The following is an 18,666-nucleotide window of genomic DNA, read 5'->3' as shown; positions in this document are numbered from 1 at the left end:
CTCACGACGGGCGGGGGCGGCCGTCAGCAAGGAGCACCGGCCACCACGGGTTTCGCGGGGGTACGGGGGGTCGCTCCCCGGGAAGACGCAGCCCCACCCCTCACGACGGGCGGGGGCGGCCGTCAGCAAGGAGCACCGGCCACCACGGGTTTCGCGGGGGTACGGGGGGTCGCTCCCCGGGAAGACGCAGCCCCGTCCTCACGGCAGGCGGGGGCGGGCGTCAGCAAAGAGGGCACCGGCCACCACGGGTTTCGCGGGCGTCAGCCCGTGGTGGTGGCCTGGAGGTAGAGGGAATGGACGCCGTCGCCGAAGGAGCTCGCGTAGGAGACCGAGTCCGAGAAGCCGCCCTGCTCGTAGCCCCCTATGACGCCGATCAGCGTGCCCCGACCGGTCCGCGCGTCGATGCCGGTCAGCATCGGGCCGCCGCTGCTGCCGTCGGTGAACCCCGGGCAGTCGAACTCGGACTGCGTGGCCGAGTAGGACTTCAGCGTGTTGTGGCAGGCCACCGGCTCCTCCGCGGCCGAGGGGTAGCCGATCACGCCGACCTGCTGCGGGAGCTGGGTCCCGAACGCGATGTGCTGGGCGCCGACGTAGTCCGCCAGCCGGGCCGAGGGGTCGTGGTCGCGCGCGACGACCAGGAAGGCCACGTCGTAGTCGGGGTCCCCGTTCGCGGTCCAGCGCGGGTCCACCACGATCCGCGAGGAGATCCACTCCCCGTAGGGCTCCTGCTTGTCGTGGTAGCCGGGGACGAACACCACCGACCCCGGCGCGGGCGTGCCGCTGCCCGGTGTCACCACGCAGTGCGCCGCCGTCGCCACCACATTGCCGCCGGGGCTGTCGACCACGCTGGCCGTACAGAAGTGGTGGCCGTCCGACGCCCTCGCCCCGTCGACACCGAAGATCGCGCCGATGCTCGGCAACCCGGCGAAGGTCACGCTGGTCCCGGCCGTGGCGCCGGTCCGCGGCCCCGCCAGGACCGCGGGCACCGCGACGGACGCGTCCGCGGCGGGCGCCGGCAGCGGGGCCGCGGGCGTGGCCGAGCCCGTCCTGCCCTGGCTGTACTCGATCACCAGGGCGAAGCAGAGTGTGAAGGCGACCAGCCCTACGATGCGGGTGAGCACACGCAACTGCGGACGGGTCACGTGGCGTGCTCCTTTCCGAACAAACTAATGGGTCGGATGATATGCATCAGCAGCCGACTCGTACACCGTTCCGGAACACCACGGCCGACTTCCTGACCGAGGTAAGGCGACGAGCCGTCATAAACCGCTTCCGTGCCCCTGTTTCCGGCATTATGCCGCACTCGTCCGCCGAGCCCCAGGAGCCACGGGTACGCGCTCTTACCCTTCCTGGACAATTGGCCCACTTCGGTCGGTTAAGGTGCCAATACGACGGGTCGACATCGCAGGGAGCCTGAACCCATGAGCCTGACCGGGACGGCTTTCTTCTACGTCCTCATCGCCGCCACGGTACTGGCCATGCTGGCCACGCTGTTCGCATGGGGTGCCGTACGCGGGCCCCGCCCGGTCCGCTGGCTGACCAGGCTCGTCATGATCGCGATCTGCCAGTTCACCGCGATCGCCGTGGTGGCGGTGTGGATCAACAACAGCTACGGCCTCTACACCGACTGGAACGACCTGCTCGGACGCGACAACGGCACCCAGACCGCCGCGATGCCGGGCCCGCCGCCGGGTCGGGCGATGTTCACCCGCTCCGCCAACGGCCTGCTGGAGACCTACGTCCACGGCCTCCACTCCAAGCTCTCCGGCCAGGTCCTGGTCTGGACGCCGCCGCAGTACGACGAGCCGCAGTACCGCAACCAGCACTTCCCGGTGATCATGCTGCTGCACGGCGTCCCCGGCTCGCCCCTGTCCTGGCTGGACCTCGGCATGCCTGGCGAATTCGCCTCGTTGATGGCCTCGGGCCGGCTCAAACCCGCCGTGGTGGTGATGCCGGTGATCGACCCCGGGGGCATCGACACCGACTGCAGCGACACCCCCACCAGGAAGAACGCCACCTGGCTGGCCAAGGACGTGCCCGAGCTGATCCGCACCCAGTTCCGTGTCCTGCCCGAGGCCAAGGCCTGGGGGCTGGTCGGCTACTCCACCGGCGGCTTCTGCTCGGTCAAGCTCGCCATGCAGTACCCGAGCCTCTTCGGCAGCGCGGCGGCGATGAGCCCCGACTCCTTCGCCGGCGACCCCCAGGCGCTGGCCGACCCCGTCCTGCGCCAGCAGAACAGCCCGATCACGCTGGCGGCCAAGTGGCCGAGCGTCGCGATCTTCCTCGGCACCGCCGCGAAGGACCGTTTCAGCCCGCCGTCCAACCTGACCGCGTTGCAAGCAGTGGCCATCCCGCCGACCTTGGTCGCCGAGCCGCTGGTGCTGGCCACCGGCGGCCACAACACCAACACCTGGCTGCGGCTGCTCCCCACCGAGCTCCAGTGGATGAGCGGCCACCTCGACCCGCCCCGCGTCCCCACCCCGCCCAAGAAGGCTCCGGCCCCCAAGCCGAAGCCCAAGCCCGGTCCCAAGCAGTCCCTGCCGAGCCGCCCCTAGTCAGGGGCCTGGTCAGGGCCCTAGTCGGAGGTCCCCGGGGTGTCGCCCTGCTCGGCCAGGAACGCCTCGAAGGCGCGGCCGAGCTCGTCCGCCGAGGGCAGGTCGGTCGGCTCCGCCAGCAGGTTCTCCCGGTCGGCGGCGCCCGCTGCGGCGTCGTACTGCTGCTCCAGGCCGACGACCGCGCCGCGCAGCTCGTCGTCGCCCTCGGCGATCTGCTGGTCGATGTCGGCGCGAACCTCATCCAGCTTGGCCCGCAGCGACAGCCCCGGCAGCACCAGCCCGGTGGCCGCCTGGACGGCCTCCAGGACCGCCACGGCGGCCTGCGGGTAGGGGGTGCGCGCCAGGTAGTGCGGGACGTGCGCGGCGAAGCCCAGCACGTCCTGCCCGGCCTCGGCCAGGCGGAACTCCAGCATCGCCGCGACGCTGGCCGGGACCTGCACCTTCTCGAACCAGCGCGGGTACAGGCCGAGCAGGTCCTCCCGGTTGCCGTGCGGGGTCAGCCCGACCGGACGGGTGTGCGGGACGCCCATGGGAATTCCATGGAAGTTCACCGAGAGACGCACCTTCAGCTGCTCCACCACCTCGCGCACGGCGAGGGCGAAGCGCTCCCACTCCACGTCCGGCTCCGGGCCGCTCAGCAGCAGGAACGGCGCGCCGACCGAGTCGTGCAGCAGGTAGAGGTCGAGGGCCGGCGCGTCGTAGCTGGTCCAGCGGTCCCGGTCGAAGACCATCGCGGGCCGCCTGGCCCGGTAGTCGACCAGCCGGTCGGCGTCGAAGCGGACCAGCAGCTTGCTCTCGGGGTCCTCCAGAAGGTGGTCGACGACCTGCTCGCCGACCTCGCCGGCGTCCATGAAGCCCTCGAAGAAGTGCAGCAGCACGGGTCCGGTGCCAGAGTTCTCCCCCGCGCCCGCGTGCGCGCCCGCGCCGAAAGCCGCCTCGACGGCCTCCAGGGCCTGCGGCTCGAATGCGTACAGCGCTTTCGGATCAAGCACGGTGAACCCAATCTCCCTAGGTCAGCACCCCACTGCGGGCGAACACCACTACACAGCCACCAGCATCCCCGACCAGCGCAGTATTCCCGAATCCGCACCTCCCCGGAGCCGTTCCGGCCCGACGCCGCGAGCCGCGCCGCGAGCCGGAGTGACTTGGGCGTCGACTGCGGGTATGGTCCTCTCGCTGCCTGCATCGCTGCCGTCCGCAGACCTTGCCACAGCTGTACCCTCGCACGACCCCGCAGCACCCTCGTATCGCACCTTGCCTTCACCTGGCCGCCCGCTGTCCTTCGCGTACTCGTTCCTTCCTCGGCCATCTCCCGGACAGACACTGTCCCCCCGCTCCCCGCGCCGCCACGGCTGACGCGCTCCGTCGCCGTACCCGGAACCGCTGGGCGCACCCCCATGTCCCGCCGCCTGAAGGACACAAGGCCCGTGCCCGTACCTGTCTCCCTCCTCGGCCGCTCCGTGCGGCTGGAGCCACTCGACGTACGTCACATCGAACCCCTCGCCGCCGCGGCGGCGGAGGATCGCAGCAGTTACGCCTTCACCCCCGTCCCGCACGGCATCGAGGCGACCGCCCGCTACGTGGCGGACGCGCTGGCCGCGCAGGAGGCCGGCCGCGCCGTGCCCTTCGCCACCGTCCGGGTCAGTGACGGCTCGGTCGTCGGCTCGACCCGGTTCTGCGAGCTGGACTACTGGCAGGGCCCGGTGATCTGGCCGCCAGCCCCCCGAGGCCCGGTCGGCGACGATCCGCTGTCGGCGATCCCGGACGCCGCCGAGATCGGCGCCACCTGGCTGTCCGCGAGAGCGCAGGGCACCGGCATCAACACCGAGGCCAAGCTGCTGATGCTGCGTCATGCCTTCGAGACCTGGGGCGTGCGCCGGGTCTCCATGCGCGCCGACGCCCGCAACGCGCGCTCCCGCGCGGCGATCGAGCGCCTGGGTGCGGTCCTGGAAGGCGTGCACCGGGCCCACACCCGGGGGCTCGACGGCCTGGTCCGGGGCACGGCCTTCTACTCGATCCTGGACGAGGAGTGGCCGACCGCCCGGGTCCAGCTGGAGCTGCGGGTCAGTACTCCGCGGCTTGCGGTCGAGCCGTCCAGACCGCTCATCTCGGCATAAGCACATAAAGAAACCGGGGCGGTGGGACGGACGCCATTGTCCGTTCCACCGCCCCGGCCCGTACGGCGGGGACTCTGCGCCGAGCGCCGCCGTGCATAGGGGGTGTCGCGCGCAGCGCGCCAGTCAAGGGTGGCGGCGGGCAGGGGGTCCCCCCGTCCGGAGGATGGGGGAGGGTGGGCGGGCAGCCCCCCTCCCGCCCTCATCCTTGGTCGGGGACGGGGGTGTTGGGAGGGGGTTGCCTCGCGCTGACACCGGAGTGAGGGGCTCCGATGAGGGTGCGTCAGCGCGAGTCGCTGCCCGCGGTCTCGATGGCGGCGCGGCCTGCCTCCAGGCGCGCCACCGGGATCCGGAAGGGCGAGCAGGACACGTAGTCCAGCCCCGCCTCGTGGAAGAAGTGGACCGAGTCCGGGTCGCCGCCGTGCTCGCCGCAGACGCCGAGCTTGAGGTCCGGGCGGGTCGCCCGGCCCTCCTTCACGGCGTGCTTGACCAGGGCGCCGACTCCGTCGCGGTCGATGGTCTCGAACGGGGAGACCCCGAAGATGCCCTTCTCCAGGTAGGCCGTGAAGAAGGATGCCTCCACGTCGTCCCGGGAGAAGCCCCACACCGTCTGGGTCAGGTCGTTGGTGCCGAAGGAGAAGAACTCCGCCGCCTCGGCGATCTGCCCGGCGGTGAGCGCGGCGCGCGGCAGCTCGATCATCGTGCCGAGCTTGATGTCGAGCTTCACGCCGGTCGCGGCCTGGACCTCGCGCAGCACCTGCTCGCACTCGTCCCGCACTATCTCCAGCTCCTGCACCGTCCCGACCAGCGGGATCATCACCTCGGGGCGGGGGTCCCCGCCGCCGCGGCGCCGCTCGGCGGCGGCCTCGGCGATGGCCCGCACCTGCATCCCGAACAGGCCGGGGATGACCAGGCCGAGGCGTACCCCGCGCAGGCCCAGCATCGGGTTGGCCTCGTGCAGCTTGTGCACGGCCTGGAGCAGCCGCAGGTCGTTCTCGTTGGGGTCCTTGCGGGCCTCGGCGAGGGCGACCCGCACCGACAGCTCGGTGATGTCGGGCAGGAACTCGTGCAGCGGCGGGTCGAGCAGCCGCACCGTCACCGGCAGCCCGTCCATGGCCTGGAACAGCTCGACGAAGTCGCCCTTCTGCAGCGGCATCAGCGTCGCCAGGGCCGACTCGCGGTCCTTGTCGTTGTCGGCCAGGATCAGGTGCTCGACCTCCTTGCGCCGCTCCTCGCCGAGGAACATGTGCTCGGTGCGGCACAGCCCGATGCCCTGGGCGCCGAAGCGGCGGGCGCGGTTGGCGTCGTCCGCGTTGTCGGCGTTGGCCCGTACTCGGAGCTTGCGGCGTACGTCGGCGTGGGCCATCAGCCGGTGCACCGCCTGGACCAGGCCGCCCTCCTCGTCGGCGCCGGCGTGCAGGGTGCCCTCGAAGTACTCCACGACCGGGGAGGGGACGACCGGGACCTCGCCCAGGTAGACCTTGCCGGTGGAGCCGTCGATGGAGATCAGGTCGCCCTCCTCCACCACCTTGCCGTCGGCGGTGGTGAAGCGGCGCTTCTTGGTGTCGACCTCCAGCTCCTCGGCGCCGCAGACACAGGTCTTGCCCATGCCGCGGGCGACCACGGCCGCGTGCGAGGTCTTGCCGCCGCGCGAGGTGAGGATGCCCTCGGCGGCGATCATGCCGTCCAGGTCGTCCGGGTTGGTCTCCCGGCGCACCAGGATGACCTGCTCGCCGGAGCGGGACCACTTGACCGCGGTGTAGGAGTCGAAGACGGCCTTGCCGACGGCCGCGCCGGGCGAGGCGGCGATGCCCCAGGCCACCCGCTCGGCCTTGGTCCGCTCGTCGAAGCGGGGGAACATCAGCTGCGCCAGTTGCGCGCCGTTGACCCGGTGCAGGGCCTCGTCCAGGTCGATCAGACCCTGGTCGACGAGCTGGACGGCGATCCGGAAGGCGGCCGCGGCGGTGCGCTTGCCGACCCGGGTCTGCAGCATCCAGAGCTTGCCGCGCTCGATGGTGAACTCGATGTCGCAGAGGTCCCGGTAGTGGTTCTCCAGGGTGTCCATGATGGACATCAGCTGGTCGTAGGAGGTCTTGTCCAGCCCCTCCAGCTCGGCCAGCTGCATGGTGTTGCGGATGCCGGCGACCACGTCCTCGCCCTGCGCGTTCTGCAGGTAGTCGCCGTAGACGCCGGCGTGGCCGCTGGCCGGGTCGCGGGTGAAGGCGACGCCGGTGCCGGAGTCGGAGCCCAGGTTGCCGAAGACCATCGAGCAGATGTTGACGGCGGTGGCCAGGTCGCCGGGGATGCGCTCCTGGCGGCGGTAGAGCTTGGCCCGGTCGCTGTTCCAGCTGTCGAAGACGGCGTGGACGGCCAGGTCCATCTGCTCGCGCGGGTCCTGCGGGAAGTCACGGCCGGTGTGGTCGCGGACGATGGCCTTGAAGTCCTCGACGATCGACTTGAGGTCGGCGGCGTCCAGGTCCAGGTCGTCGCTGGTGTCCTTGGCCTGCTTGGCCCGCTCCAGCGCCTCCTCGAACAGGTCGCCCTCGACGCCCAGCACGGTCTTGCCGAACATCTGGATGAGCCGGCGGTAGGAGTCCCAGGCGAAGCGGTCGTTGCCGGACTGGGCGGCGAGGCCGCTCACCGAGGCGTCGGAGAGGCCGATGTTGAGGACGGTGTCCATCATGCCGGGCATGGAGAACTTGGCACCCGAGCGGACCGAGACCAGCAGCGGGTCGGCGGAGTCGCCGAGCCGCTTGCCCATCCGCTGCTCCAGCGCGTCGAGGTGCGCACTCACCTCGTCGCGGAGCGAGGACGGCTCGTCGCCGGTCTCCAGGTAGACCTTGCAGGCCTCGGTGGTGATGGTGAACCCGGGAGGGACGGGGAGGCCGAGGTTGGTCATCTCGGCGAGGTTCGCACCCTTCCCGCCGAGCAGGTCCTTCAGATCCTTGTTGCCCTCGGTGAAGTCGTAAACGAATTTCTGCTCTGCCGACACGGGTCTGGTCTCCTGCCGCACGGTTGCCCTGACGACCGGAAACATACCCAGATCAAAGGCGTTTCAGCGCCCCCGTTGGGCCGTCAGTGGTTTGTACCCACCGGTAACCCAGTAGATCGAATGCACCGGATCGGCCTTCGCCTAGGAAACTGAAATCGTCGCCCTGACGTTAGCCCGCCTTCAAAGGTTGAACGGACCGAAACCGCAAGATCACGTGAGCGCTACTCTGCGTTCATGATCGGTATCGCTGCCGTTGCCTTGGCTTGATTGCCTGGACGAAATCGCCTCTCGATGACGCGTGCACGTTCGGAAGACGTTTCGCCCCCCGGGCCACCTGCGCTTTTACGTCCTTCTGACGCAAAGTGAGCACCAATGTGGCCAGAGTCACGTGCCGCCGAGCCCTTCCGGCCACCTGTCGGACGTACCTTTCCTGCGGCTCACCGAGGGGAACCTGTAGACGCCGGACCCGCCGCTGCGGGTTCACGCGGGGGTACGGGGGGTCGCCCCTCGGGAAGCTGGAGCTGTAATCCTCAGCCGCCGCTGGTGTCCAGTTCGGCGTCGGCGCTGGGTACGGCGCAGTCGTAGGGGTCGTCCAGCCACCCCTCCGGGAGCACCACCCGGTTCGCCCCCGAGGTCCGTCCGCGCGGGCCGTCGGCGCTCTCGGGCCAGCGCTGATCCTGGTCGACGGCGGCGAGGTGCTCGGCCAGCTCGTCCAGGGAGGAGGCCAGGGCCAGCGCGCGGCGCAGCTCGGAGCCGACCGAGAAGCCCTTGGTGTACCAGGCCACATGCTTGCGGAAGTCCACGACGCCGTGCTTCTCGTCGCCGATCCACTCGCCCAGCAGCTGGGCATGGCGGTGCATCACGCCGGCCACATAGGAGAAGTCGGGGCGGAAGGTGCGGCGCGGAGCGCCTCGAACAAGGGTGGTGGCGGGCGACGGGCGGGCGTACTCGGTCTGGCCCTCGAACACCGAGACGAGCTCCTTGAACAGCCAGGGGCGGCCCAGGCAGCCGCGGCCGACCACCACGCCGTCGCAGCCGGTCTCGCGGACCATCCGTACCGCGTCGTCGGCCGACCAGATGTCGCCGTTGCCCAGCACCGGGACGTGGTCGGGGACGGACTCGCGCAGCCGGGCGATGGCGGACCAGTCGGCCACCCCGCTGTAGTGCTGGATCGCGGTGCGCCCGTGCAGGGCGATGGCGGACACGCCCTCCTCGGCGCCGATCCGCCCGGCGTCCAGGTAGGTCATGTGGTCGTCGTCGATGCCCTTGCGCATCTTCATGGTGACCGGCAGCCCGCCGGCGTTGCCGACCGCCTGGCGCAGGATGTCCCGCAGCAGGTTCCGCTTGTACGGCAGCGCGGAGCCGCCGCCCTTGCGGGTGACCTTGGGCACCGGGCAGCCGAAGTTGAGGTCGATGTGGTCGGCCAGGTCCTCGTCCGCGATCATCCGGACGGCGCGGCCGACGGTGACCGGGTCCACCCCGTACAGCTGGATGGAGCGGGGCGTCTCGGAGGCGTCGAAGCCGATCAGCCGCATGGTCTTCCGGTCCCGCTCGACCAGGGCCCTGCTGGTGATCATCTCGGAGACGAACAGCCCCTTGCCGCCGGACTGCTCCCGGCAGAGGGTGCGGAACGGGGCGTTGGTGATGCCCGCCATCGGCGCCAGCACGACCGGCGGCCACACCTGGATGCCGCCCAGCTTCAGCGGGGCGGTGGTGAGGGCTTCGACGGTCGTGGTCATCTCTGGCTCTTCCTGATCACTGGGCAGACCCCCCATTGTCCCACCCCGGACCGTCAGCCCCGGCCGTCAACCCTCGGTGGCCAGCTTGTGCAGCCGCTCGATCCGGTCCCGGGTCTCCTCGTCGGAAGGCGTGTAGCTGATCAGCCGGGTGCTCGGGCCCGGGCCCAGCCAGAGCGTGGTGAAGTCGAAGTGCAGCAGGCCGACATGGGGGTTGAGGAAGCGTTTGTCGCCGTTGCCGGACATGCCGACCTCGTGCTGCTGCCAGAGCGCGTCGAACTCGGGCGAAGCCAGCCGCAGCCGCTTGAGCAGCGCCTTCCAGGCCGGCTCGGCGACATGGTCGGCCATGGAGCTGCGGAACTTGGCCACCATCAGCGCCGTCGCCTGCTGGTAGTCGACCAGGCCGCGCTTCCAGTCGGGGTGGGTGAAGGCGAGCAGCATGATGTTGCGGTCCTCGGGCGCGACCTCGTCCAGATCGGTGATCAGCAGCCGGTAGGTGCTGTTGTAGCCGAGGACGTCGTACCGGTTGTTGACCGCCACGCAGGGGAAGGGCTCCAGCTGCTTCATGATCGCCTGCACCGACGGGGTGACGGTCGGGCAGCTCGCCGCGGGGGCCGGGTCCACGTTTCCGGCGAGGACGAAGAGGTGCCGGCGCTCGTTGGGGTCCAGCAGCAGCGCCCGGGCGATGGCGTCCAGCACCTGTGGGGAGACCTGGATGTCCCGGGCCTGCTCCAGCCAGGTGTACCAGGTGACTCCGACAGCGGCGAGCAGTGCCACCTCCTCGCGGCGCAGCCCCGGCGTCCGGCGGCGGCCGACGGCGGGCAGACCGACCTGCTCGGGCGAGATCCGCTCGCGCCGGCTGCGGAGGAACCCGGCCAGCTCGCGACGGCGGACGTCCTCGGGGGCGGCGGAGGGGACCAGTTCGAGGGGGGCGGCGGCGGAAGCTGCTGGGGTGGCCATGTCTACCAGGATGCGCCTTTCGGCATCCCTGTGCCAGGTACTCCTGATACCTGGATAAGTAGACACTGGTACCAGGCTAATGAGGAGCGGAAAGTAGTGGCCATGGCTACTCCACTGACCGCACCCGCAACCCGGGCGAACGTCCTGCCAACCGTCACCAGGCTCGGCGGCACCGCCGGCGGCACCACTCCCAAGCCGACGCCTGCCGCACCCCGGCTCAGCACCCTGGGCCTGTTCACCGTCCTGCTCGGCGCCTTCCTGCCGATGCTGGACTTCTTCATCGTCAACGTCGCCCTGCCCACCATCGACAAGGACCTGGTCGCGGGCCCGGCGACGCTGGAACTCTTCGTGGCCGGCTACGGCATCGCCTACGCCGTCCTGCTCGTCCTCGGCGGACGGCTCGGCGACCTCTTCGGACGCCGCCGGCTGTTCATCGCCGGCTCCCTCGCCTTCGGCCTCACCTCGCTGGCCTGCGGCCTGGCCCCGACCGCGCTGGCGCTGGTCGGCGCCCGGGTGCTGCAGGGCGCGGCGGCGGCGCTGATGCTGCCGCAGGCGCTGGCCACCATCCAGTCCGCCACCCAGGGCGAGCGCAAGGCCCGCGCCATGGGCATCTACGGCGCGGTCGGCGGGATCTCGGTCGTCATCGGCCAGGTCCTCGGCGGGGTGCTGCTCTCGGCGAACCTGTTCGGCACCGGCTGGCGCTTCATCTTCCTGGTGAACGTCCCGGTCGCGCTGGTCGCCGCGGTGCTCGCGCTGCGCTCCGTCCCGGAGACCCGGTCCGCCAACCCGGCCAAGGTCGACCTGCCCGGCACCGGCCTGCTGGCCGCAACGCTGCTGGCGCTGCTGATCCCGCTGATGGAGGGCCGCGCCGTCGGCTGGGCCTGGTGGACCTGGACCCTGCTGGCCGCCGTCCCCTTCCTCGGCTACGCCTTCGTCCGCACCGAGCGCCGCTCGGAGCAGGCCGGCAACATCCCGCTGATCCCGCTCTCGCTGCTCCGCATCGACGGCCTGCGCACCGGCCTCACCATGGCCGTCCCCTTCTTCACCGGCTTCGGCGGCTTCATGGTGGTGATGGCCGTGGCACTGCAGGTCGGCCTGCACGAGGGCCCGATCGCCTCCGGCGTGGCCATGGTCCCGATGGCCGTCGGCTTCTTCGTCGCCTCGCTGGCCGGTCCGCGGCTGCTGACCCGCTACGGCAGCAAGGTGATCCGCACCGGCGCGGTCATCCAGGCCCTGGGCCTGCTGGTACTGGCGGTCACCGTGGCCACCGACTGGTCCGGCCTCAGCCCGCTGGTGCTGCTGCCCGGAATGGTCATCGCCGGCACCGGCCAGGGACTGGTGATGCCCCCGCTGATCCGGCTGATCCTCTCCGAGATCCCGGCTGAACGGGCCGGCGTCGGCGGCGGCATCCTCGCCACCACCCAGCAGTCCAGCCTCGCCCTCGGCGTCGCCACCCTGGGCACCCTCTTCCTCACCCTGTCCCCCACCCACGGCATGCACGACGCCCTGACCCTTGTGCTGGCCCTCCAGTTCGTCCTCACCCTGGCCGTCATCGCCCTCTCCACCCGCCTCCCCCGCCGCATCGGCTGACCCGCCGAGCGGTCCGTAGCCACCAGGCCCCCTGCCGAGTCCGCTCGGCAGGGGGCCTGCCGCATGCCGGAAACCGCATGGCCGGGTGTCGGTGGCGGGTGGAAGGATCTCGGGTATGACGACGAGTGAGTTGGGGCACCCGGCGCGGGCGCGCAGCCGGGAGGGACTGGCTGCGCTGATGGCGGCCGGGGCGCGGCCGAAGTGGCTGATGTTCTGGGGGCATCGGGCGCAGAAGGACGGTTCGGTGGGGGCCGGGGCGCTGAGTCAGTGGTGGCCGTCGGTGTTCGAGGTGGACGGGGTGGCGTATGCCTCGGCGGAGCACTGGATGATGGCGGGCAAGGCGCGGCTGTTCGGGGACGAGGAGTCGGTGCCGGGGATCCTGGCCGCGCGGACGCCTGCCGGGGCGAAGAAGCGGGGGCGGCTGGTGCGCGGCTTCGACGACGCGGTGTGGACGGCGGCGCGGTTCGAGCTGGTGGTGGAGGGCAATGTGGCCAAGTTCGGACAGGATCCGGCGCTGCGCGACTACCTGCTGGGCACGCGCGACCGGGTGCTGGTGGAGGCCAGTCCGGTGGACCGGGTGTGGGGGATCGGGCTCGCAGCCGACGACGAGCGGGCCGCCGACCCGGCGCGCTGGCGCGGGCTGAACCTGCTGGGCTTCGCGCTGATGGAGGCACGGGAGAGGCTGGCGCTGTGATCCGCTGGCTGTATGCGTTCATCGACCGCCCGCTCGACCGCTTCGAGGAGAGCTGTGCCTTTTGGACGGCTGTCACCGGGACGACCCTTTCGGCCGCACGCGGGGAGCGGGGCGAGTTCGTGACGCTGCTGCCGCAGCGGGCGGGCGGGGACGCCTACCTCAAGCTGCAGGGCGTAGGTGGAGGCGGGGCCGGCGGCGCGCATCTGGATCTGGGCGTCGACGACTACGAGCCGTTCCGGGCCCGGGCGGTCGCCTCGGGCGCCGTCGTCGTGGACGACCACGGCGGGTGGGTCGTGCTGCGCTCCCCCGGCGGCCAGCTGTTCTGCGTCATGCCCTGGGACGGCGGGGCCGAGCGCCCGGAGCCCGATGTCGGCGTGCGCCTCGACCAGGTGGCGATCGACCTCGCGCCGAGCGTGTTCGACGCCGAGGTGGAGTTCTGGGCCGGGCTGACCGGTTGGGGCTCGTACCGGGGCGCCCTGCCGGAGTTCCATGTGGTGCGGCCCCCGGCGGAGGCCGGGCTCCCGGTGCGGATCCTGCTGCAGCGGCTGGACGAGGAGCGTCCGACCTCGGCCCACCTGGATCTGGCCTGCGCCGACGTCCCGGCGACCACGGCGTTGCATCTGCGGCTCGGGGCCGAGGAGGTCCGTCGGGAGCGGCTGTGGACGGTGATGCGGGATCCGGCCGGCGGGACGTACTGCCTGACCTCCCGCGATCCCTGGACCGGCACTCTGCCCTCAGCTTCGTGACCGGTAGGCGATGTCCACCGGGCCCGAGCGGCTGGTCGCCCTGACCGTGCCGGTGCTGCTCGGGTCGTTCAGGCCGTCGTCCACCGAGGCCGGCCCGCTGCGCGAACTGGCGGTCGCCTGGTAGCGGGTGTTCCGGGGCAGGGCGATGTCGATCGGGCCCGAGGTCGACTCGGCGGTGACCGCCTCCGGTGCGCTCGCGAAGTTCAACGACTGCGGCCCCGAGGAGCTGTGGGCGGTCACGGTGGAGGAGCGCAGCCCGTCGGCCTCGATCGGCCCCGAGCCGGACCACAGCGTCACCGGTCCGCTGAGATTGCTGAGGGTGAGCGGACCGGAGTGCGAGCGGAGGCTCACCGCACCCGACATTCCGTTGACGACGACGGCGCCCGAGCCGGTCTCCGCGTCGACGGCGATGCCCGCCGGAACCTGCAACCGCACATCGGCCTGGCAGTTGAGCGATCCCAGCAGGGCGACACCGGAGCAGGACACCGATACCACCAGGGTGTCCTGGTCCCAGGAGTACGCCACGACCGGCTTGGCGGTGACCCAGCCGATGTCCTGCCGCACCGTCACCCTGCCGCCGGTCGAGCCGCCGTCGACCTCGAACGTGCCCCCGGCGGCGTGGATCTTCAGCAGCGAGATCGGCCGGCTGAAGGACCGCGTCGCCGTGGCGTCCCGCCGGGCCAGTTTGCCGACCAGCACCAGCCCGGTGGCCGAGACCACCGCCAGCGCGGTGAGCAGCGCGACGATCCACCACAGCGTCCGCTTCAGCGAGTCCGGCGGTCGGTCGGTCATGACCGCTGGTCCAGGAAGCGCAGGACCGCCATCACCCGGCGGTGCTCCCCCTCGGTCGGGGAGAGCGCCAGCTTCATGAAGATGTTGTTGATGTGCTTCGCCACCGCGCTCTCGCTGACCACCAGGAACTGCGCGATGGCCGCGTTCGACCGGCCCTCCGCCATCAGCGACAGCACCTCGCGCTCGCGTGGGGTGAGCGAGTCCAGCGGGCCGCTCTGCCGGCGCAGCAGCAGCTGCGAGACGACCTCGGGGTCGAGCGCGGTGCCGCCGGCCGCGACCCGCTCCAGCGCGTCGAGGAAGTCGTCCACATTGGCCACCCGCTCCTTCAGCAGATAGCCGACGCCCCGTGTGTCGCCGACCAGCAGGTCGGCGGCGTAGCGTTCCTCCACGTACTGGGAGAGCAGCAGAACGGCCACCGCGGGCCACTGCTGACGGATCATCAGGGCTGCTCGCACGCCCTCGTCGGTGAATCCGGGCGGCATCCGGACGTCGGTCACCACCACATCGGGGCTGTGCTCCGCCACCGCGGCCAGCAGGGCCTCGGCCTCGCCGACGGCGGCCACCACCTCGTAGCCCACCGCCTCCAGTACCTTGACCAGTCCGACCCGCAGCAGGACCGAGTCCTCGGCGATCACAGCACGCACGGCAACTCCACGGTGAGTGTGGTGGGGCCCCCTGGGGGGCTGCTGACGGCCAGGGTCCCGTCCACCGAGGCGGCGCGCTGCCGCAGCCCGGAGAGCCCGGTCCCCTTCGCCGGGTCCGCACCGCCGATCCCGTCGTCCAGGACGGTGATCACGATGCGCGGGCCACTCTGCCGCACCGACACCTCGGCCCGCGAGGCGTGCGCGTGCTTGGCGGTGTTCGCCAGGGCCTCGGAGACCACGAAGTAGGCCACCGCCTCGACCGCGGGGGACGCCCGCTGCCTCAACTCCACGGTCAGCCGCACCGGGATCGGGGCGCGGGCGGCGATGCCGGACAGCGCCGCGTCCAGGCCCCGGTCCTCCAGCACCACCGGGTGCAGACCGCGGACCAGCTCCCGGAGTTCGACGATGGCCGCCTGCGCCTCGCGGTGCGCCTCCTCGATCGCCTCCATCGCGCGCGGCGCCTGTACGTCCGCCGGGAGTCCCTTGAGCATCCGCCGGGCCAGCCCCAGGTTCATCGCCAGGGACACCAGCCGCTGCTGGGCGCCGTCGTGCAGATCCCGCTCGATCCTGCGCCGCTCGGCGTCCGCCGCGTCGACCACCTCGCTGCGGCTCTCCGCCAGCGACTCGACCCGGCGCTGCAGCTCCCTGGCCCGGTTCGGGCCGAGCAGCGCGGCCGCCGCCCTGGTGTCCAACTCGCGTACCAGCAGCGCCGCCCAGGGCATCAGCCAGAGGAGCAGCACCCCCGTCACGGTCATCCAGAGGTTGCCCTTGCCCGGCTGGGAGGCCATCACACTGTCCGACGGCACCAGCATCCACCAGGCGTAGACCGTGGACAGCACCAGCCCCACCGTCCACCCCGCCAGTACGAGCGTCGCCAGCACGGCCACCAGTGGGCCGGCCAGCAGGTGGTAGGCCAACTGCCGCCAGGTGCTCTCGGCCCGGAGCACCCGTAGTCGGCGCCAGCCGCGCAACGGCTGGTCGGGGCCGGGGATCTCCGGGATGTCCAGGCCCAGCATGGCCCGGAACCGGCTCCGTTGCAGCCGGGTGAGCAGCGGCTGCAGCGGCAGCAGGAGCAGGAGCACCGGCACGGCCCCGATGAACAGCAGCCTGGGCATCGACGCCGCCGCCCACCCGGTCGGCACCGCCAGCGGCACCCCGGCGGCGATGAACCCGGTCTCCCGCCAACCCCAGAGCAGCACCGGGCCGCCCAGCACCCGCAGCACCGTTCGCCACCTCGGGAGCGGAACGGCCCGGGGCGCGTCGGGGGTTGTCGTTGCCATGGGCCAGAGCCTAGGAGAGAAGATCAGCCCCGGCCATGGCCCCTGAGTCCCTGTCAGGGTGTACCTGGCACCACCCCCAGGTCGGATCCGCACGCTACCGACTCCGGGGGCCCGTTCCGGGAAGCTCGTCACTGTGACCGGGAACCACCTGCCGCACGGCTCTCTTGCAGGTGGCTCACAGCTTGGGGAGGGACCCTGATGACCATGCCGCAGCCGCACCCGACGCTCGACCTCGACCTCGACGACCTGCCTCTGCTCGACTCCCCGTGGTCGGTGCGGTTCGCGCTGGGGACGAAGGGGCGGACCGCCCTGGAGGTCTACAACGCGGGTCTGCTGCTGGACATCCTGGTCGCCCGTCCGCTGGCCGCGGACCTGCTCCGGGGCGCCCGCCGGGCCTCGTCCAACGGGCGTCCCTCGGTGCTCGCCTGGGGCCATCTGCCACCCGACGGGACACCACCGGCCGTGCTGTGCACCCAGCGGAGCCACACCCGGCAGCCCGCCGAGGCGATCGCCGCCGCCGGATCGTTCTGGCTGGCCACCCTGGAGGGCTGCTTCGACCGGGTCACCGCGACCCGGTCCGACGGCACGAGCGAGCGGCTGCGGGTGCGCGCGGGGTGGTCGCGATGAGCCTGGCCCTCGCCGCCACGACCCGCCCGACGGCGCGCACCGCGCCCGCACTCCCCCGGCCCACGCTCCCCCGCCCCGACCTGATCGCCCTCGCCCTGGTCGGACTCGGCCTGGCGCTCGTGCCCTGGCTCGGCGTCCTCGCCGCCTCCGGCGCGTGGAACTGGGTCGGCCTGGACTCCCTGGAGGCGGCCGGCCTGGCCGTCACCGGTCTGCTGCTGCGCCGTGCCGACCCGCGGCACTGCCTCACCGCCGCGGGCACCGCGATGCTGCTGCTGACCGACGCCTGGTTCGACATGAGCACCGCCGCCCCGGGCCAGGCCCTGGCCACCGCCCTGGCCATGGCCGTCTTCGCCGAGCTCCCGCTGGCCTGCCTCTGCACCCGGCTGGCGCTGCGCTCCCTGCCGCAGCAGGTGCCGCAGCGGGCCTGAACCACTCCGACCAGCGACACGGCGCCGCCCCCGTACCGGATCGTCTCCGGTACAGGGGCGGCGCCGTGTGCGGCTGCGGGTGAACTCTCAGCAGCCCAGCAGCTTGCCTGCGAGGAAGCCCTCGACCTGGTCCAGCGAGATCCGCTGCTGCTCCATGGTGTCGCGCTCGCGCACGGTCACCGCGTTGTCGTCGAGGGTGTCGAAGTCGACGGTGATGCAGAACGGCGTGCCGATCTCGTCCTGGCGGCGGTAGCGACGGCCGATGGCGCCGGCGTCGTCGAACTCGACGTTCCAGTGCTTGCGCAGGTCCGTGGCCAGGCCGCGGGCCTTCGGCGAGAGCGCCGCGTTGCGCGACAGCGGCAGCACGGCGACCTTGACCGGTGCGAGGCGCGGGTCGAGGCGCATCACGACGCGCTTCTCCATCACGCCCTTGGCGTTGGGCGCCTCGTCCTCGCGGTAGGCGTCCAGCATGAACGCCAGCATCGCGCGGTTGACACCGGCCGCGGGCTCGATCACGTACGGGAACCAGCGCTCGCCGGACTCCTGGTCGAAGTACTTGAGGTCCTGGCCGGAGTGCTCGCTGTGCTGGGTCAGGTCGTAGTCGGTGCGGTTGGCGATGCCCTCGAGCTCGCCGAACTCGTTGCCGCCGAAGTTGAAGCGGTACTCGATGTCGACCGTGCGCTTGGCGTAGTGGGAGAGCTTCTCCTTGGCGTGCTCGTAGAAGCGCAGGTTCTCCTCACGGATGCCGAGGTCGGTGTACCAGTTCCAGCGCTCCTGCAGCCAGTACTCGTGCCACTTCTCGTCCTCGCCCGGCTTGACGAAGAACTCCATCTCCATCTGCTCGAACTCGCGGGTGCGGAAGATGAAGTTGCCGGGGGTGATCTCGTTGCGGAAGCTCTTGCCGGTCTGGGCGATGCCGAACGGGGGCTTCTTGCGCGAGGTCTGCTGCACCAGGTGGAAGTTGATGAAGATGCCCTGCGCGGTCTCCGGACGCAGGTACGCCAGACCGGCCGGGTCGTCCGCGTTGAACGCGCCCAGGTGGGTCTGCAGCATCCCGGACATCGGCTTGGGCGTGGTGAAGCCGCCCTTGTTGCCGCAGTTGGGGCAGTTGACGTCAGCGAGGCCGTTCGCCGGGACGTGGCCGTGCTTGGCCTCGTATGCCTCCTCCAGGTGGTCGGCGCGGTAGCGCTTGTGACAGGAGGTGCACTCGGTCAGCGGGTCGCTGAAGGTCGCGACATGGCCGCTGGCCTCCCAGACCTCACGGGCGAGGATGACGGACGAGTCGAGGCCGACAACCTCCTCACGGCTGGTGACCATGTTGCGCCACCACTGCCGCTTGATGTTCTCCTTCAGCTCGACACCCAACGGCCCGTAGTCCCAGGCGGCCTTCTGGCCACCATAGATCTCGCTGCAGGGATAGACGAAGCCACGGCGCTTGCTCAGGCTGACGATGGTGTCGATCTTGTCGGCGGCCACAGTGCTCTCTTCAGTACGACGAATGCGGTCAG

16 protein-coding genes are annotated in these 18,666 nt (G+C 71.3%); 7 read left to right on the top strand and 9 right to left on the bottom strand.

The window, feature by feature from the left end; all coding sequences use genetic code 11:
• Positions 1-260 precede the first annotated feature (260 nt).
• Positions 261-1,142, bottom strand: coding sequence for a serine protease (locus ABH941_RS20300; protein ID WP_370130827.1), 882 nt, complete (start codon positions 1,140-1,142; stop codon positions 261-263).
• A gap of 279 nt (positions 1,143-1,421) precedes the next feature.
• Here ABH941_RS20300 and ABH941_RS20295 point away from each other — a divergent pair, with 279 nt between their 5' ends.
• Positions 1,422-2,555, top strand: a complete 1,134-nt coding sequence (locus ABH941_RS20295) for an alpha/beta hydrolase (protein ID WP_370130826.1) — start codon at positions 1,422-1,424, stop codon at positions 2,553-2,555.
• Between the two features lie 20 nt (positions 2,556-2,575).
• On the opposite strand, the gene ABH941_RS20290 is transcribed toward ABH941_RS20295, so the two are convergent.
• Positions 2,576-3,547 carry a proteasome assembly chaperone family protein gene (locus ABH941_RS20290; RefSeq protein ID WP_370130825.1) on the bottom strand — a complete coding sequence of 324 codons (972 nt, stop codon included), beginning with the start codon at positions 3,545-3,547 and terminating at the stop codon, positions 2,576-2,578.
• A gap of 435 nt (positions 3,548-3,982) precedes the next feature.
• On the opposite strand from ABH941_RS20290, the gene ABH941_RS20285 reads away from it, so the two are divergent.
• Entirely contained in the window at positions 3,983-4,672 is a 690-nt protein-coding gene (locus tag ABH941_RS20285) for a GNAT family N-acetyltransferase (RefSeq protein ID WP_370130824.1), read from the top strand.
• Positions 4,673-4,952: 280 nt separating this feature from the next.
• Here the strand turns inward: ABH941_RS20285 and ppdK are convergent, their stop codons facing one another.
• The 3 genes from ppdK to ABH941_RS20270 form a co-directional block, all read right to left on the bottom strand.
• Positions 4,953-7,706 carry a pyruvate, phosphate dikinase gene (ppdK, locus tag ABH941_RS20280; RefSeq protein WP_370130823.1) on the bottom strand — a complete coding sequence of 918 codons (2,754 nt, stop codon included), beginning with the start codon at positions 7,704-7,706 and terminating at the stop codon, positions 4,953-4,955.
• Positions 7,707-8,191: 485 nt separating this feature from the next.
• Positions 8,192-9,400 (bottom strand): tRNA dihydrouridine synthase DusB, encoded by a 1,209-nt coding sequence (dusB, locus tag ABH941_RS20275; RefSeq protein WP_370130822.1) that lies wholly within the window; start codon positions 9,398-9,400, stop codon positions 8,192-8,194.
• A gap of 66 nt (positions 9,401-9,466) precedes the next feature.
• A complete protein-coding gene (locus tag ABH941_RS20270; protein ID WP_370130821.1) occupies positions 9,467-10,357 on the bottom strand; it encodes a helix-turn-helix transcriptional regulator in 891 nt (296 codons plus the stop codon).
• Between the two features lie 102 nt (positions 10,358-10,459).
• On the opposite strand from ABH941_RS20270, the gene ABH941_RS20265 reads away from it, so the two are divergent.
• From ABH941_RS20265 to ABH941_RS20255, 3 genes are all read left to right on the top strand, one after another.
• Positions 10,460-11,947, top strand: coding sequence for an MFS transporter (locus ABH941_RS20265; RefSeq protein ID WP_370130820.1), 1,488 nt, complete (start codon positions 10,460-10,462; stop codon positions 11,945-11,947).
• 115 nt (positions 11,948-12,062) lie between these two features.
• Entirely contained in the window at positions 12,063-12,641 is a 579-nt protein-coding gene (locus ABH941_RS20260) for an NADAR family protein (protein ID WP_370130819.1), read from the top strand.
• Complete coding sequence (locus ABH941_RS20255; protein ID WP_370130818.1) at positions 12,638-13,387, top strand: VOC family protein; 750 nt, start codon at positions 12,638-12,640, stop codon at positions 13,385-13,387. The genes ABH941_RS20260 and ABH941_RS20255 overlap by 4 nt, the downstream gene beginning before the upstream one ends.
• Here the strand turns inward: ABH941_RS20255 and ABH941_RS20250 are convergent.
• From ABH941_RS20250 to ABH941_RS20240, 3 genes are read right to left on the bottom strand one after another with little or no spacing between them, the layout of a single operon-like run.
• The gene (locus ABH941_RS20250) at positions 13,376-14,179 is read right to left on the bottom strand and encodes a DUF4097 family beta strand repeat-containing protein (RefSeq protein WP_370130817.1); all 804 of its coding nucleotides are present in this window, start codon (positions 14,177-14,179) and stop codon (positions 13,376-13,378) included. The genes ABH941_RS20255 and ABH941_RS20250 overlap by 12 nt on opposite strands.
• On the bottom strand, positions 14,176-14,823 hold the full coding sequence (locus ABH941_RS20245; RefSeq protein ID WP_370130816.1) for a response regulator: 648 nt from the start codon (positions 14,821-14,823) through the stop codon (positions 14,176-14,178). Before ABH941_RS20245 ends, ABH941_RS20250 begins: the two co-directional genes overlap by 4 nt.
• Entirely contained in the window at positions 14,811-16,103 is a 1,293-nt protein-coding gene (locus ABH941_RS20240) for a histidine kinase (protein WP_370130815.1), read from the bottom strand. Before ABH941_RS20240 ends, ABH941_RS20245 begins: the two co-directional genes overlap by 13 nt.
• Positions 16,104-16,301: 198 nt before the next feature.
• Here ABH941_RS20240 and ABH941_RS20235 point away from each other — a divergent pair, with 198 nt between their 5' ends.
• Both ABH941_RS20235 and ABH941_RS20230 read left to right on the top strand, forming a co-directional pair.
• The gene (locus ABH941_RS20235) at positions 16,302-16,730 is read left to right on the top strand and encodes a hypothetical protein (protein WP_370130814.1); all 429 of its coding nucleotides are present in this window, start codon (positions 16,302-16,304) and stop codon (positions 16,728-16,730) included.
• On the top strand, positions 16,727-17,158 hold the full coding sequence (locus ABH941_RS20230; protein WP_370130813.1) for a hypothetical protein: 432 nt from the start codon (positions 16,727-16,729) through the stop codon (positions 17,156-17,158). Before ABH941_RS20235 ends, ABH941_RS20230 begins: the two co-directional genes overlap by 4 nt.
• A gap of 87 nt (positions 17,159-17,245) precedes the next feature.
• Here the strand turns inward: ABH941_RS20230 and ABH941_RS20225 are convergent, their stop codons facing one another.
• The gene (locus ABH941_RS20225; RefSeq protein WP_370130812.1) at positions 17,246-18,634 is read right to left on the bottom strand and encodes a glycine--tRNA ligase; all 1,389 of its coding nucleotides are present in this window, start codon (positions 18,632-18,634) and stop codon (positions 17,246-17,248) included.
• Positions 18,635-18,666 lie beyond the last annotated feature (32 nt).

It is taken from the genome of Streptacidiphilus sp. EB103A (genome assembly GCF_041261405.1).
Taxonomy (GTDB): Bacteria; Actinomycetota; Actinomycetes; order Streptomycetales; family Streptomycetaceae; genus Streptacidiphilus.
The sequence above is the reverse complement of the archived record's forward strand: the minus strand, read 5'-3'. Positions and strand labels throughout refer to the sequence as shown.

Coding starts and splice junctions, on each gene's coding strand:
- ABH941_RS20295 (WP_370130826.1), top strand. CDS start 1,422: ATGAGCCTGACCGGGACGGCTTTCTTCTACGTCCTCATCGCCGCCACG.
- ppdK (WP_370130823.1), bottom strand. CDS start 7,706: ATGTTTCCGGTCGTCAGGGCAACCGTGCGGCAGGAGACCAGACCCGTG.
- dusB (WP_370130822.1), bottom strand. CDS start 9,400: ATGACCACGACCGTCGAAGCCCTCACCACCGCCCCGCTGAAGCTGGGC.
- ABH941_RS20270 (WP_370130821.1), bottom strand. CDS start 10,357: ATGGCCACCCCAGCAGCTTCCGCCGCCGCCCCCCTCGAACTGGTCCCC.
- ABH941_RS20265 (WP_370130820.1), top strand. CDS start 10,460: ATGGCTACTCCACTGACCGCACCCGCAACCCGGGCGAACGTCCTGCCA.
- ABH941_RS20260 (WP_370130819.1), top strand. CDS start 12,063: ATGACGACGAGTGAGTTGGGGCACCCGGCGCGGGCGCGCAGCCGGGAG.
- ABH941_RS20250 (WP_370130817.1), bottom strand. CDS start 14,179: ATGACCGACCGACCGCCGGACTCGCTGAAGCGGACGCTGTGGTGGATC.
- ABH941_RS20240 (WP_370130815.1), bottom strand. CDS start 16,103: ATGGCAACGACAACCCCCGACGCGCCCCGGGCCGTTCCGCTCCCGAGG.
- ABH941_RS20235 (WP_370130814.1), top strand. CDS start 16,302: ATGACCATGCCGCAGCCGCACCCGACGCTCGACCTCGACCTCGACGAC.
- ABH941_RS20230 (WP_370130813.1), top strand. CDS start 16,727: ATGAGCCTGGCCCTCGCCGCCACGACCCGCCCGACGGCGCGCACCGCG.